The sequence below is a fragment of the Mycobacterium aquaticum genome (assembly GCF_002086485.1).
GTDB classification, from domain to species: Bacteria; Actinomycetota; Actinomycetes; order Mycobacteriales; family Mycobacteriaceae; genus Mycobacterium; species Mycobacterium aquaticum.
This window is the reverse complement of record NZ_MVHF01000005.1, coordinates 41,044-55,669: the sequence shown is the minus strand read 5'-3', so window position 1 is coordinate 55,669 and position 14,626 is coordinate 41,044. Positions and strand designations below refer to the sequence as shown.

13 protein-coding genes are annotated in these 14,626 nt (G+C 67.4%); 11 read left to right on the top strand and 2 right to left on the bottom strand.

The features are described from left to right. Nucleotides 1-32: 32 nt before the first annotated feature. Nucleotides 33-824, bottom strand: a complete 792-nt coding sequence (locus BST13_RS07140) for an electron transfer flavoprotein subunit beta/FixA family protein (protein WP_083162084.1) — start codon at nt 822-824, stop codon at nt 33-35. A 211-nt stretch (nt 825-1,035) separates the two neighbouring features. Here BST13_RS07140 and BST13_RS07135 point away from each other — a divergent pair, with 211 nt between their 5' ends. The 5 genes from BST13_RS07135 to BST13_RS07115 are packed head-to-tail and all read left to right on the top strand — an operon-like array spanning nt 1,036 to nt 6,798. Continuing rightward, entirely contained in the window at nt 1,036-1,809 is a 774-nt protein-coding gene (locus BST13_RS07135; RefSeq protein WP_083162082.1) for a class I SAM-dependent methyltransferase, read from the top strand. After that, nucleotides 1,806-3,350 carry a 1,4-alpha-glucan branching protein domain-containing protein gene (locus BST13_RS07130; RefSeq protein WP_083162080.1) on the top strand — a complete coding sequence of 515 codons (1,545 nt, stop codon included), beginning with the start codon at nt 1,806-1,808 and terminating at the stop codon, nt 3,348-3,350. Before BST13_RS07135 ends, BST13_RS07130 begins: the two co-directional genes overlap by 4 nt. A 26-nt stretch (nt 3,351-3,376) precedes the next feature. Then, nucleotides 3,377-4,618, top strand: coding sequence for a glycosyltransferase family 4 protein (locus BST13_RS07125; RefSeq protein ID WP_083162078.1), 1,242 nt, complete (start codon nt 3,377-3,379; stop codon nt 4,616-4,618). Between the two features lie 52 nt (nt 4,619-4,670). Next, nucleotides 4,671-6,047: an MFS transporter gene (locus BST13_RS07120; RefSeq protein ID WP_083162076.1), complete on the top strand. Its 1,377-nt coding sequence runs from the start codon at nt 4,671-4,673 to the stop codon at nt 6,045-6,047. Next, on the top strand, nt 6,040-6,798 hold the full coding sequence (locus BST13_RS07115; RefSeq protein WP_083162074.1) for an ArsR/SmtB family transcription factor: 759 nt from the start codon (nt 6,040-6,042) through the stop codon (nt 6,796-6,798). Before BST13_RS07120 ends, BST13_RS07115 begins: the two co-directional genes overlap by 8 nt. Nucleotides 6,799-6,801: 3 nt before the next feature. Here the strand turns inward: BST13_RS07115 and BST13_RS07110 are convergent, their stop codons facing one another. Next, complete coding sequence (locus tag BST13_RS07110; protein ID WP_083162072.1) at nt 6,802-7,647, bottom strand: GntR family transcriptional regulator; 846 nt, start codon at nt 7,645-7,647, stop codon at nt 6,802-6,804. A gap of 225 nt (nt 7,648-7,872) precedes the next feature. On the opposite strand from BST13_RS07110, the gene BST13_RS07105 reads away from it, so the two are divergent. From BST13_RS07105 to BST13_RS07080, 6 genes are read left to right on the top strand one after another with little or no spacing between them, the layout of a single operon-like run. Next, nucleotides 7,873-9,510, top strand: a complete 1,638-nt coding sequence (locus BST13_RS07105; RefSeq protein ID WP_083162070.1) for an ABC transporter substrate-binding protein — start codon at nt 7,873-7,875, stop codon at nt 9,508-9,510. Between the two features lie 16 nt (nt 9,511-9,526). Then, complete coding sequence (locus BST13_RS07100) at nt 9,527-10,495, top strand: ABC transporter permease (protein ID WP_083162068.1); 969 nt, start codon at nt 9,527-9,529, stop codon at nt 10,493-10,495. Then, entirely contained in the window at nt 10,492-11,382 is an 891-nt protein-coding gene (locus BST13_RS07095) for an ABC transporter permease (protein ID WP_095533437.1), read from the top strand. Before BST13_RS07100 ends, BST13_RS07095 begins: the two co-directional genes overlap by 4 nt. Further along, nucleotides 11,379-12,389 (top strand): ABC transporter ATP-binding protein, encoded by a 1,011-nt coding sequence (locus BST13_RS07090; RefSeq protein ID WP_083162066.1) that lies wholly within the window; start codon nt 11,379-11,381, stop codon nt 12,387-12,389. Before BST13_RS07095 ends, BST13_RS07090 begins: the two co-directional genes overlap by 4 nt. After that, complete coding sequence (locus BST13_RS07085) at nt 12,386-13,411, top strand: oligopeptide/dipeptide ABC transporter ATP-binding protein (protein WP_083162064.1); 1,026 nt, start codon at nt 12,386-12,388, stop codon at nt 13,409-13,411. Before BST13_RS07090 ends, BST13_RS07085 begins: the two co-directional genes overlap by 4 nt. Further along, the gene (locus BST13_RS07080) at nt 13,408-14,598 is read left to right on the top strand and encodes a M20 family metallopeptidase (RefSeq protein ID WP_083162062.1); all 1,191 of its coding nucleotides are present in this window, start codon (nt 13,408-13,410) and stop codon (nt 14,596-14,598) included. Before BST13_RS07085 ends, BST13_RS07080 begins: the two co-directional genes overlap by 4 nt. The last annotated feature ends 28 nt before the right edge of the window (nt 14,599-14,626 follow it).

Below are 14,626 nucleotides of genomic sequence, written 5' to 3'. Positions count from 1 at the left end.
TCGCGTCTCGTTAGATTCGATGGAAGCAACTGCTAGATGAGTTTCTGAGCCACGAGGTAATCGGCGACCTTGGTACCGCCGTCACCCTCGTCGGTGACCTTCTCGCCGGCGGTCTTCGGCGGCTTCGGAGTCGAAGACAGCACCTTGGACCCGGCGTTGGCGACACCGACCTCGTCGGCCTCGACGCCGATCTCGGCGAGGGTGAGCACGGTGACTTCCTTCTTCTTCGCGGCCATGATGCCCTTGAAGGACGGGAAGCGGGGCTCGTTGATCTTCTCGTTGACGCTGACCACGGCGGGAAGGGGGGCTTCCAGCGTGAAGACACCGTCGTCGGTCTCGCGCTCGGCGGTGACCTTGCCGTCTTCGACAGTCAGCTTGCGCACGTGGGTGAGCTGCGGCAGGCCCAGGTACTCGGCAATCACGGCCGGCACCGCGCCGCCGACGCCGTCGGTGGCCTCGTTACCGGCGATGACCAGCTCGGTGCCCTCGATGGTGCCCAGCGCGCGGGCCAGCGCCCATGCCGTCTGGATGACGTCGGAGCCGTGCAGGTCGTCGTCCTTGAGGTGAACGGCCTTGTCGGCACCCATGGACAGGGCCTTGCGGATCGCCTCGGTGGCGCGCTCGGGACCGGCGGTCAGCACGGTGACGGTGCTGTCGCCGCCCTCGCGCTCCTTGATCAACAGCGCCTCTTCGACGGCGCGCTCGTTGATCTCGTCGAGCACGGCGTCGGCGGCCTCACGGTCAAGGGTGAAATCGCCGTCGGACAGCTTGCGCTCCGACCAAGTATCTGGGACCTGTTTGATCAGGACCACAATGTTCGTCATGACTCTGGTTCGTCCTCCTAGTGGGGCCGGGGGCCGGCCAACCGTTTACGCTTTTGCGACTACCCCATGTTACTAGTCGGTAACTTACGGAGTTCGCAGGAACACCATAGCTGGTCGCGCTAGGTATGCAGTGACCCCTATCACACGCATGCAGCAGGGAACCGTTCGCGAGTAGGCCACCAACCGGTCGACTGGGTTAGCCTGCCTTCCAATGAGCACATTTGTTGACGGTCCGGATGACGCCCTCCCTCTGACAGGCGAGCGGACCGTCCCCGGCTTGGCCGAGGAAAACTACTGGTTCCGTCGGCACGAGGTGGTCTACCAGCGGCTCGCCGAGCGCTGTACGGGGCGCGACGTGCTCGAGGCCGGCTGCGGCGAAGGATATGGCGCCGACCTGATCGCCGGCGTCGCCCGCAAGGTCATCGGCCTGGACTACGACGAAGCGACGGTCGCGCACGTGCGGGCCCGCTATCCCCGCGTCGACATCCGGCACGGCAACCTCGCCGAGCTACCACTGGCAGACGGCTCGGTCGACGTGGTGGTCAACTTCCAGGTCATCGAGCACCTGTGGGACCAGGCACAGTTCGTCGCCGAGTGCTACCGGGTGCTGCGGCCCGGCGGCGTGTTCCTGGTGTCCACCCCCAACCGCATCACCTTCTCCCCCGGTCGCGACACCCCGCTCAACCCCTTCCACACCCGCGAACTCAACGCCGCCGAGCTCACCGAACTGCTCAGCGACGCCGGATTCCGCATCGAAGAGGTGTCCGGGGTCTTTCACGGCGCCGGGCTGGCCTCGCTCGATGCCCGCCACGGCGGGTCCATCATCGACGCCCAGGTGGCCCGCGCGGTGGCCGACGCACCCTGGCCCGAACAGCTGCTCGCCGACGTCGCCGCGGTGTCCACCGACGACTTCGACATCACCCCGGCCACCGAACGCAACATCGACGACAGCCTCGACCTCGTCGCGATCGCGGTGCGCCCGTGAGTGCCCCGGCAGCCGAGCCGGTGCCGGGGCTGTTCACCCTGGTCCTGCACACACATCTGCCATGGCTGGCCCACCACGGCCGCTGGCCGGTGGGCGAAGAATGGCTCTACCAATCGTGGTCGGCGGCTTACCTGCCGCTGATGCGGGTGCTGCGCACCCTGGCCGCCGAAGACCGCAGCCACCTGATCACGCTGGGCATGACGCCGGTGGTCACCGCACAGCTCGACGACCCGTACTGCCTGACGGGTATGCACCACTGGCTGGCCAACTGGCAGCTGCGGGCCCTGGAAGCCACCACGCTGCGCGACCGGGAAGGGCTGCGCGAGTTCGGGATTCGCGAACACGCCGAAGCCGCTGCGGCAGTCGAGGACTTCACCACCCGGTGGCGGCACGGCGCAGGCCCGCTGTTGCGCGAGCTGATCGACGCCGACACCATTGAACTGCTCGGCGGCCCGCTGGCGCACCCGTTCCAGCCGCTGCTCAACCCGCGACTGCGCGAGTTCGCGCTGCGGGAGGGCCTTGCCGATGCCCGCGCGCGCTTCGCTCACACGCCGCGCGGCATCTGGGCGCCCGAATGCGCGTATGCGCCGGGTATGGAAACCGGTTATGCCGCAGCGGGTGTGGGCCATTTCATGGTCGACGGCCCGTCCCTGCACGGTGACACCGCGCTGGGCCGCCCGGTCGGAGATTCCGACGTCATCGCCTTCGGACGCGACCTGCAGGTCAGCTACCGCGTGTGGTCCCCCAAGTCCGGCTACCCGGGCCACGCCGCCTACCGCGACTTCCACACTTACGACCACACCACAGGCCTCAAACCGGCTCGGGTCACCGGACGCAACGTGGCGTCCGAGGACAAGGCACCTTACGACCCGCAGCGTGCCGACCGTGCCATCGACGACCACGTCGCGGATTTCGTCGCGGTCGTGCGGCGGCGGCTGCTCCGTGAAAGCGAGCGCATCGGCCGGCCTGCCCACGTGGTCGCGGCATTCGACACCGAGTTGTTCGGCCACTGGTGGTACGAGGGTCCGACCTGGCTCGGGCGCGTGCTGCGCGCATTGCCCGAGGCGGGCGTGCGCGTGGGCACCCTCGCCGACGCCAAGGCCGACGGATTCGTCGGTGCTCCGGTCGAATTGCCGCCCAGCTCATGGGGTTCGGGCAAGGACTGGCAGGTCTGGAACGGCGAGAAAGTCAGCGACCTGGTCCAGCTCAACGCCGAGGTCGTCGACACCGCGCTGAGCACCGTGGACAAGGCGCTCACCCAGAACGCCGCGGTGGGCTCCCCCACGCCACGCGATCACGTCGCCGACCAGATTCTGCGCGAGACCCTCCTGACGGTATCCAGCGACTGGCCGTTCATGGTCAGCAAAGACTCCGCGGCCGACTACGCGCGGTACCGCGCACACCTGCACGCCCACGCGACGCGTGAGATCTGTGATGCGCTGGCGTCGGGCCGTGGCGAACACGCGCAGCGTTTGGCCGACGGCTGGAACAAGGCCGATGGCTTGTTCGGCGCGCTGGACGCCCGCAGGCTCCCCAGATGACCACCCCGCGGAGAAAGCGCACAACCATGAAAATCCTGATGGTGTCGTGGGAATACCCGCCCGTGGTCGTCGGCGGCCTCGGCAGGCATGTGCATCACCTGGCCACCGCTCTGGTGGCGGCCGGTCACGAAGTCGTCGTGCTGAGCCGGCGACCGTCTGACACCGACCCGAGCACGCATCCGTCGACCGACGAGATCAGCGAAGGTGTCCGCGTCGTCGCCGCCGCCCAGGATCCACACGAATTCGACTTCGGGACCGACATGATGGCGTGGACGCTGGCGATGGGCCATGCCATGGTCCGCGCAGGCCTGCGCATCAAAGACGACGCGGGCGGCCCCTGGCAACCGGACCTGGTACACGCCCACGACTGGCTGGTCGCGCACCCATCCATCGCACTGGCCGAATACTTCGATGTGCCACTGGTTTCCACCATCCATGCCACCGAGGCAGGCAGGCATTCCGGCTGGGTGTCGGGCCGGATCAGCCGCCAGGTGCACGCCGCGGAGTCCTGGCTGGTGCGTGAATCCGATTCGCTCATCACGTGTTCGGCGTCGATGAGCGACGAGATCACCGAACTGTTCGGGCCCGGCTTGGCCGAGACTCGGGTGATCCGCAACGGTATCGACGCCGCACTGTGGCCGTTCGCGCGGCGTCGGCCCCGAAGGGGCCCGGCTCAGTTGCTCTACGTGGGCCGCCTGGAGTACGAGAAAGGCGTGCACGACGCGATCGCCGCCCTGCCCCGGATCCGGCGGGCACATCCTGGCACCACGCTGACCATCGCCGGGGACGGCACCCAGCAGGAGTGGCTCGTCGAAGAGGCCCGAAAGCACAAGGTGCTCAAGGCCACCCGATTCGTCGGCCGGCTGGGCCACGACGAGTTGGTGGCCGCGTTGCACAACGCCGATGCCGCCGTGCTGCCCAGCCACTACGAACCGTTCGGCATCGTGGCGCTGGAGGCCGCGGCCACCGGTACCCCGCTGGTCACCTCCAACGTCGGCGGTCTCGGCGAGGCCGTGATCAACGGGCAGACGGGGGTGTCGTTCGTGCCGCGGGACGTGGCCGGGCTGGCCGCCGCGGTCCGCGCTGTGCTCGACGATCCCGACGCTGCGCAGGTCCGGGCGATCGCCGCGCGCGACCGGCTGACCTCCGATTTCGACTGGCACACCGTGGCCGCCGAGACCGCCCAGGTCTACCTGGCGGCCAAACGCGGTGTCCGCGAGCCGCACCCGCGCCGCCCCATCGTCGAGCACGCACTGCCCGACCGCTGAGGTCGGAAATGATTCGACGGGCGTCGAATCATTCCGGTCCTAGCGTGCGGGTATGGCACTCACACGAGCCGCAGTTCTCACCCTCGTCGCCGCCTACCTGGGCCTGTTCGTCGGGCTCGTCGACGCGAACGCCGTCAACCTGGCGCTGCCGGCGATCCGCGACGATCTGGGCGGCGGCATCGCAGGCGCCCAGTGGACCATCGACGCGTACAACATCACCTTCGCCGCGGCGCTGCTGACCGCAGGTTCGCTCGGCGACCGGTTCGGCAGACGCCGGCTGCTGCAGACCGGGTTGACGCTGTTCATCGTCGCGTCGGTGGCGTGTGCCCTGGCACCGGCGCTGCCCGCGCTGCTGGCCGCCCGCGCCGTCCAGGGCCTTGGCGCGGCGATGATGTTGCCGCAGGGCCTGGCCATCACCTCGGCCGCCTTCCCGGACCCCGCGGACCGGGCCCGCTCGACCGCGGCATGGGCGTTCGCGGCCGCGAGCAGTACCGCGATCGGTCCCCTGCTCGGTGGAGTATTGGCCGACACGGCCGGCTGGCGGTGGATCTTCTGGGTCAACGCACCGGTTGGCGCGCTGGCCCTGATCCTCAGCATGCGACAGCTGCCCGAATCACGTGACCCGGCCGCCGCCCGCATCGACATACCGGGTCAGTGCCTGGCAGTGCTCGGCCTGGCCGCGCTGACGCTGGTGCTCGTCGAGGGCCACACCTGGCCGTGGCAGCGCATCGTGTCGGTCGCGCTCGTCGCTGCGTGCGCCCTTGCGGCGTTCGTCGCCGTGCAGCGCCGCAGTGTCCGGCCGATGCTGCCGCTGGATCTCTTCGGCAGTCGCCGACTGGTCGGTGCGCTGCTGGCGACGTTCACCATGACCTTCGGCATCTACGGCCTGCTGCTGGTCAACAGTTTCGCCTTCCAGCAGCAACGCGGTCTGAGCGCGCTGGCGACCGCCGTGTGGTTCCTGCCGCTGCCGGCCACGTACCTGGCGTTGATCCCGACGGCCAACGGGCTGGCCCGGCGGACCAGCGCACGCACCGCGATGACCGCCGGCCTGGGTCTGATGGCGGCGGGGCTGCTGCTGTACGCCGCGGTCGGTCCGACGGCGGCGGTGTGGCTGCTGGAGCTGTCTCTCGTGCTGGCGGGCGCGGGCCTGGCGCTGAACACCGGGCCTGCCGTGTCGCTGGCGATGTCGGCGATGCCGGTACAGCGCTCGGGTCTGGGCGCCGGGGTGGTGAATCTGTCCCGGCTGCTGGGTATCACTGTCGGTGTCGCGGTGTTGGGTAGTGCCATGGCGGCCATCGGTGGTGACCTCGGCGTCCGTGTCGCGTTGGTCGTCGGTGGGTTGTGTCAGCTGGCTGGGGCGGCCGCCGCGCTGCGGTTGGCGCGGGTTTCCACCGTCCCGGAACTCAGGAAGGAGACGTCCCATGCGTGATGTCACGGATCTGCCGTCGACTGCGGACGTCGACATCGCCGCACTGGCCGCACTGCTCGCCGATCCGGCTCGCTGCCGGGTGCTGCTGGCGCTCGACGACGGCCGCGCCCTGCCTGCCAGCGTGCTGGCCGATGAAGCCGGCATCAGCCGCTCGACCGCCAGCAGTCATCTCAACAAGCTGACCGAGGCCGGCCTGCTGAGCGTGCAGACCCACGGCAGGCACCGGTACTACCGCCTGGCCGGACCCGAAATCGGGGAACTGATCGAGCAATTGGGCCGGCTGGCGCCCGCCCGCCCGGTGACCTCACTGCGCGAAGGCACCCGAGCGGCGCGCCTACGCAGCGCGCGCACCTGCTATGACCACATCGCCGGTCGGCTCGGTGTGCAGATCATGGCCAGCCTCATCGATCACGGCGTGCTGACCGGCGGTGACGGCCGGTTCCACGACGGCGATTCCGACCGGCTGAGCAGTCCGGGACGCGATGTGCACTATGAACTCACCGCGGCGGGCGCCGACCGCTTGCGTCGTATCGGTGTTGAATTACCCACCGGCTCAAGGCCACTCGTGCGGTACTGCATCGACTGGACCGAGCAGCGCCACCACCTGGCCGGCGGCTTGGGCCGAGCGGTGCTCGACCGCTTCCTGACGGCGGGCTGGCTGCGCCGCGCGCCGCAGCACCGCGCGCTGAAAGTGACCGACACCGGGCGTGCGGCGCTGACGCGCGAGTTCGGCATCGACTGGCCTGCCTGAGGGTCAGTCCGCTCCCTGTTGCGGATCGGTCAGCGGGGCCACCGACCAGTTGGACAATTCCGAGGGCCCGAGGATGCGATGCCGCGTCTGGCCGGCCGTATAGAACGTGAATTTCGTTGCGCGGTAGCACTGTTCGAAACAGTCGAAGGCTTGGCCTGCGGAATCGAAACTGACGCCGCGGATGCGTACGACCAGCTCGCCCGGTTCGAGATCGAGCTGTTCGGCCTCCCAGCTGTTGGGTGTGTCGACCTCGAACGCCTGCTCGGTGTACTCATCGGCGAGCCCATACCGTTCCTGCAGGAAGCGGTAGAGCGACTCGCCTGCGGCGAGCCGGTCGCGGTCTATCGAGGGCACGCGGCTCAGTGGCAGCACGGCGCGTTCGAGTATCCGGTCTGCGCCGGGCCCCTGCCCGATGGTCCGTCGCCGCCAGATCTCCCACGTCGGCTGCCCGCCGTCGACACCCAGCGCCGCCGCGATGGTCGAGCTGGGCAAGCCGACCGAGATCGTTATCAACGCGGTTGTCACCGACGGGGAACGACCTTGGTTGTCGGTCAGGGTCTGCAGTAGTTCACCCGGTCGCGTCGGGTCGGCACCGATACGCGGCTCGGCGACAAAGGTTCCCAGGCCCTGATGGCGGTGGATTCTTCCGGCGCGCTCCAGCTCGTCGAGCGCACGGCGTACGGAAATGGTGCTGACGTCAGCGATCTCGGCGAGTTCAGTGGTCGACGGCAAACGATCGCCCGGGCGTAGGTCCCGTTCGGCCATGATGCTGAGCACCAGCTCCTGCACCTGTTGGTAGCGGAGCTTGCGGTCACCCCCAACCGAGCCGCTCCCCTTTTGTGTCGGCATCCGCCCTCCCAGTCCCGGTCGCTGACCGACGGCCCGCTTCCACTGAGCATACTAACTATGCATCTCTGTGAACGCGCTGATAATCGGTGCTTAACACCTCATCCGGTGGTTGAAAGCCGAAATTTTTGCGAAACACACACGACATCACACGATCACATACATACTCACAATACTGTGTATGCACAGTGATGGCACTGGCTCCGCCCCCGAAGGAGAACCCCGGCGATGCACAAGATTGACCGACGCAGCTTCCTGCGCAATTCCGCGGTGGTCGCGGCAGCTCTCGGCGGCGCAGCGGCACTGGCCGCGTGCGCACCCGAGACCGCGACGCACACCGTGCTGCGTGTCGGATCGACGACGGACATCGACTCACTGAACCCGTTCACCGCCTTCTCCACGCAGTCCTATGACGTGTTCCAGTTGCTCTACGACAAGCTCATGGAGTACGACGCCGATCTGAACGTCAAGCCCTCGCTGGCCACCGGGGTGAAAGTCGACGACGGCGGCAAGACGTACTCCTACACCCTGCGCGACGACGTCAAGTGGCAGGACGGAACCCCGTTCACAGCCGATGATGTCGTGTTCACCCTCCTGATGGTCCGCGACAACGACTACGGGACCTACGGTGCGTACTTCAAGGATCTCGTCGACGCCACGTCAACCGGAAACACTGTGCGGCTGACCTATTCGCGACCTCAGACATTGGATCCGGGGGTCATCACGCCGATCGTGCCCAAGCACATCTGGTCCGGTGTGAACAAGAACGATCTGCCCCGGTTCGCCAACGACAAGCCGGTCGGCACCGGACCGTTCGTCTTCGACTCCTGGCAGAAAGGCAACGCCGTCACCGTCACCCGCAACGACAACTGGTGGGGCGCCAAACCTGCCGCGCAGAAGGTGACGTGGACGAAGTTCGGCAGCGACGACATCGTCACCCAGGCGCTGCGCACCGGTGACATCGACATCGTCGCCGAGATCCCGCCCACCATCTTCGGCGGACTCAAAGATGCCGCCAATGTGAAAACCGATGACTTGGAATCGTTTTCGTTCCACATGATCGGCTTCAACTGCTCCACCGAAGCCAACTCGAAAGGCAACCGAATCCTGCTCGACCCAACGGTTCGTCAGGCGCTGAGTTGCGCGGTCAGCCGCCAGCAACTCGTCGAGCTCGCCCTATCGGGCTACGGGGAGCCGGGTACCGGCCTGCTCCCCGTGGCTTTCGGGGACTTCCACTACGTCCCGGCCGCAGCGGATGTCCTGGACAACAACCAGGACAAGGCCCGCAAACTGCTCGACGATGCAGGCTATGTGGACCGCAATGGCGACGGCATCCGCGAGTCGAAGGACGGTGCCCCGCTGAACTTCAGGATCCTCGCCATTGCCGACACCGCCGTCGACGTCAAAGCCGCCGAACTCTTCGCCACCGCGGCCAAGGCCGTCGGCGTCGGCGTGAAGCTGTCCACCACCGATGCCGACGCAATGGGCAGCACGGTCTTCAACACCCAGGGGCCGGACTGGGACATCGTGGTGTGGGGCTGGGATTCGGAGATGTACGACCCGTCGTATCTGCTGGGCATCGCCACCACCGACCAGATCGGCGGTAACAACGACACGTATTGGAGCAACCCGCGATACGACGAGCTCTACGAGCAGCAGCGAACGACGATCGACCGCGGTCAGCGGGTCAAGCTGGTCCAGGAGATGCAGGCGATCCATTACTCCAGCTGTCCCTACATCGTGATGTGGTATCAGAAGAAGCTCACCGGCACACGGACCGACACCTGGACAGGATGGCAGCCCATCAAGGGCGGCATGGTGTTGAACTTCCCGCGCGTGAACTACCTCGACGTGAAGCCGGCCTGAGGCGGGCTCCCAGGCGATGCTGCGTTATCTCGCAACGAAACTCACCTATCTCGCGGTCACCCTCGTCGCAGTCCTCATCACCAACTTCCTGATCTTTCACCTCATGCCCGGTGATCCTGTCACGCACATCGCACGCGGTCAGCATCTCGATGCGGCGGCGATAGCCAGGCTGCGCACGTACTACGGACTCGACCAGCCGCTCGGTTCGCAGTTCCTCACCTACGTCACTCACCTGCTGCACGGTGAATTCGGGTACTCGTACTCCTACTCGGCACCGGTCGGCCCGATCGTGGGCGACGCGCTGGTCAACACCGTGATCCTGGTGACGGTCTCGACCGTGCTTGTGGTCGGGCTCGGGGTTGTGATCGGGGTGTTCGCCGCAGCACGCCGGGGCACGCGGTCCGACCGTGGACTCGTGGTGGGATCCCTGGTGTTCTGGAGCCTGCCCACGTTCTGGGTCGGTATGTTGCTCATCTTCGTGTTCGCGGTGGCACTCAACTGGCTGCCCATCGCCGGGATGTACACCGCCGATGCGATCTACCCCACCGTGTTCACCCGGATCACCGACCTGGCAAGGCATTTGATCCTGCCGACCGCCGCGATGGTGATGGTCGACATCGCTCAGTTCGTCCTGATCACCCGGAGTTCCCTGCTGAACACACTCTCGGAGGACTTCATGACCACCGCACGCGCCAAGGGTCTGCACCCGCGCCGGGTGCTGTGGCGGCATGGGGTGCGCAATGCGCTGCTCCCCGTCGCCACCGCGACCACCCTGTACGCCAGTGCGACGGTCGGCGGCACCATCCAGGTCGAGACAGTCTTCTCGTGGCCAGGGATGGGCCAGCTGATCTACCTGTCCGTGGTGCGGCGCGACTATCCCGTGATGGAGGCGTGCTTCTTGTTGTTCGCCGTCGTGGTGGTGCTGGCCAACTTCGCCAGCGACGTCATCTACCGCGCACTGGACCCGAGGGTGAGACTGACGTGACCGAGGTGACTGTTCCCATCGCGACGGCCGGCGCCGGCTGGCGCGACGTCGCATCCAAGCTGTGGCATGACGGCATGGGCCGCACCGGTGTGCTCATGGCCCTCGCCGTCACCGTACTCGCCGTGGTGGGCCCCCTGGTCGCACCGTACGACCGTGGTGCCGTTGCGGAGTCACGGACGGGAATCCTGCAGCCGCCCAGCGGAACTCATCTGCTGGGCACCGACGAACTGGGGCGCGACGTGCTACGGCAGGTGCTCGCGGGCACCCCGATCTCCCTGGAGATCGGCCTGATCGCCACCCTCGTGACGGTCCTCATCGGCACCGTCGTCGGCATCCTCGCCGGCTGGTTCACGGGATTCGTCGACGCGGTCCTGATGCGGATCACCGATTTCTTCCTCGTGCTGCCCAACCTTCCGTTGATGATCGCGCTCGGAGCGATTGTGGGACAGAGCCTTCCGATGATCGTCCTGGTCATCGCCGTGACGAGCTGGCCGCCCACGGCCCGGATCGTGCGGTCCCAGACTCTGGCGCTACGGGAACGCGAGGTGGTCGCACGGGCCCGCACCGTCGGCCTGTCGGCGCCGGCCGTCCTGTGGAAACTGATCCTGCCCGGCGTCGCCGCACTGGTGATCGCCAACGCCGTCCTGGTGATAGCCGGATCCATCCTGGCCGAGGCCACCCTGTCATTTCTGGGTCTGGGCGATCCGTCCCGCACATCATGGGGCCAGGTACTGCACAACGCCTTCGTATCCGGCGCCGTCGGCAGCGGCTACTGGTGGTACTTCCTGCCCCCTGGTGTCGGCATCGTCGTTGTCGTGCTGGCGTTCTCGCTGATCGGCCAGGCGCTCGAACACATTCTCAATCCGAAACTGGCGGCGACCACATGAACCTGCTCGAGATTCGCAACCTGTCGGTCACATACCGGTCCGGAGCGGACGAGGTCCGCGCCGTCGACGGGATCGACCTGGACGTCGACACCGGCGAGGTCGTCGGGCTGGCCGGGGAATCCGGCTGCGGCAAAAGCACGTTGGCCCTCGCGGTGGCGCAGCTGTTACCCCGTGGTGCGCAGGTGAGTGCCGACCGGATGCAGCTGGGCGCAACCGACCTGCTCACCGTCGACGACCACGGGCTGCGCCGCCTGCGCTGGAGCCGGCTGTCCATGGTGTTCCAGGGCGCGATGAACGGTTTCAATCCCGTCATGCCCGTCGGCGCCCAGATCGCCGAGGCCATCCGGACGCATCGTCCGGACATCGGCAAGCGCGAGATCCGAACGCGCGTCGCCGAACTGCTCGGCGAGGTCGGCATCGCGGCAGGCCGGGCTGCGGACTACCCACACCAGTTCTCGGGCGGAATGAAGCAGCGGGCGATGATCGCGATGGCTCTGGCCTGTGATCCCGAACTGGTGATCGCCGACGAACCGACCACGGCGCTCGACGTCATGACGCAGGCGCAGATCCTCGAATTGATCCGGCGCCTGGCCGACGAACTCGATCTTGCGATGCTGGTGATCTCCCACGACCTGATGGTGCTCGGCGAGCTGTGCGACCGGGCGGCCGTCATGTACGCCGGCCGCATCGTCGAACGCGGGCAGGCCGACGAGGTTCTGACGCACACCGCGGTCACCGGACCTGCACATCCCTACACCCGGCAACTGCTGGCATGTTTTCCGCAACCCGGGGCGGGTGCCGCGTCGATCAGCGGAATACCCGGCAGCCCACCGGATCTCGCCCACCCGCCCGACGGGTGCCGGTTCTGCGCGCGCTGCGAGGTGGCACTACCGGAGTGCGCCGCCGAAGTCCCGGCTTTGCGTCCCGTGGCCGCAGGCACCACCCACGTCGCCGCCTGCCACCGGGTGGCATCCGATACGACGCTCGCACTGAAGGTGGCCCGATGACCGAACCGACCACCGGCAAGCCGGTCGCCGAGATCACCGATCTGCACGTGCACTTCCCGATCAGGCACGGCCGCCGTCGACTACTGGCCCGAGCGGTCGACGGCGTCGACCTCACCATCAACGAACGGGAGATCGTCGCGCTCGTGGGCGAATCAGGCTGCGGCAAGACCACGATGGCGCGCACCATAATGCGCCTGGCCGAGGCGACGTCGGGGTCGATCGCCATCGGCGGGGTCGACATCACCCACCTCGGCGGCCGGAAGCTGCGGGCGATGCGGCGAGACTTTCAGATGATCTTCCAGGATCCGTTCGAGAGCCTGCCCGCCAATTCGACCGCACTCGACCTGGTGGCCGAGGGGCTGGCGATCCACCGCCGCGACCTCGACTCCGAGGCACGGCGACAAGCCGCCCTTGCCGCGTTGGCCGCGTGCGGCCTACCGCAATCGGTCGCCGGGCGCCGCATGTTCGAACTGTCTGGTGGCCAACGCCAAAGGGTCGCCATAGCCTCCGCGGTCGCCGTCGAACCCCGCTTGCTCGTCGCCGACGAACCGGTGTCCATGCTCGATGTGTCGCTACGGGCCGGCATCCTGCGTCTACTGCTCGACATGCGGGAACGCCTCGGAATCGCAACCCTTTTCATCACCCACGACCTGGCACTGGCCGGCGTGTTCGCCGACCGGGTGGCGGTGCTGTACCTCGGCCGCATCGTCGAGCAGGGCGTGGGCGCCGAGGTGATCGCCAACCCGGCCCACCCGTACACCCGCGCGCTGGTCGACGTGATGCCCAGACCCGACGGGCGGCGGACTGCCCGAACCCTGCTCGCCGGTGAGCCGCCCAACCCCACCACCGCGATCAGCGGGTGCCGATTCGCCGCCCGCTGCCCGCTGTTCCACGCGCTCGGATCGCCCGAGCGCTGCACCACCGAGCCACCGGAGCTGCGCTCGGTCAGTACCGAACACGCTGTGGCGTGCCACTTTTGGGACACCCGAGTCCTGACAACCACTAAGGAGAACATCGCATGAGTGCCAGCCGGGAAGAAGTGATCGAGCTGCTCGACAGCCTGGTCCGCATTGATTCTGTGACACCGTGGCTCATCCCGGGAGGCGCCGGCGAGGGCGAGGTCGCGAGGTTCATGCAACGCTGGCTGACCTCGGCAGGCCTGGACGTCACGCTGGAGGATGTCGAGCCCGGCCGTCCCAACGTGCTGGCCTGGCTGCGGGGTACCGCACCCGGACCCACCATCTGCCTTACCGCCCATAGCGACACCGTGGGCTATGCGGCCTGGCCTGATCGCGCGTTGACCCCTGTGGTCGACGGTGACCGCATGATCGGCGTCGGAGTGGCCGACGACAAAGGCGGTTGCGCGGCCGCGATGCTGGCTGCCGCCGAACTGGTGCGCTGCGGAACGCCGCTGGCAGGCAACGTGCTCGTGGCGTTGGCGATCGACGAGGAAGGCGTGAGCATCGGTACCGAACACCTCGTCGCGCACCACGCCGACGAGATCGACCTGGCGATCGAACTCGAACCCGAAGGCTCGCACCTGATTTTCGGTGAGCATCAGGGGTTCGGCTGGATCGACATCGTGGTGTTCGGCGAACCCGCCCACGGTTCGGCACCGGACAAGGGTGTCGACGCCATCGTGCACATGGCTGAGGTCATCACGCGGTTGCATCGGCTCGACGAGACCCGCTGGAAGCCCAACCCCGATCCGCGCAACGGGCGCACGGTGTTCCACACCGGCACCATTGCCGGCGGTACCGACTACGCCACCTACCCGGCCGAGGTGGTCCTCGGCATCGAGATCGGCACGCAACCCGGCGAGACGCTGGCCGACCGGGTTGCCGAGATCGAGGCGATCTTTGATGAGGTCAAGGCGGTCGAGCCGCGGTTCCGCGGCGAGGTCCGGGTGCGACTGGACCGGGACCCGTTCACCGGTGCAGGCAACGACGCCCTGCTGGCGGCCCTGGCCGACGCCACCGAGGCCGTCAACGGAACCAGGGCCCAGATCACCGGCCTCAATGCCTGGACCGACGCAGCACTGCTGCAGAGCGCCGGGATTCCCACCGTGCTGTTCGGTCCCGAAGGGGGCAACTATCACGCCGCCGAGGAATGGGTGTCGATCCCCGACGTGATCGCGACGGCCGAGATCCTACGGCGCACCGTGGTCACCCTCATCGGTGTCCCGGAACCGGCCACCTCCCCATCCTGATCCCATCACCGAGAAACCAAGGAAAACA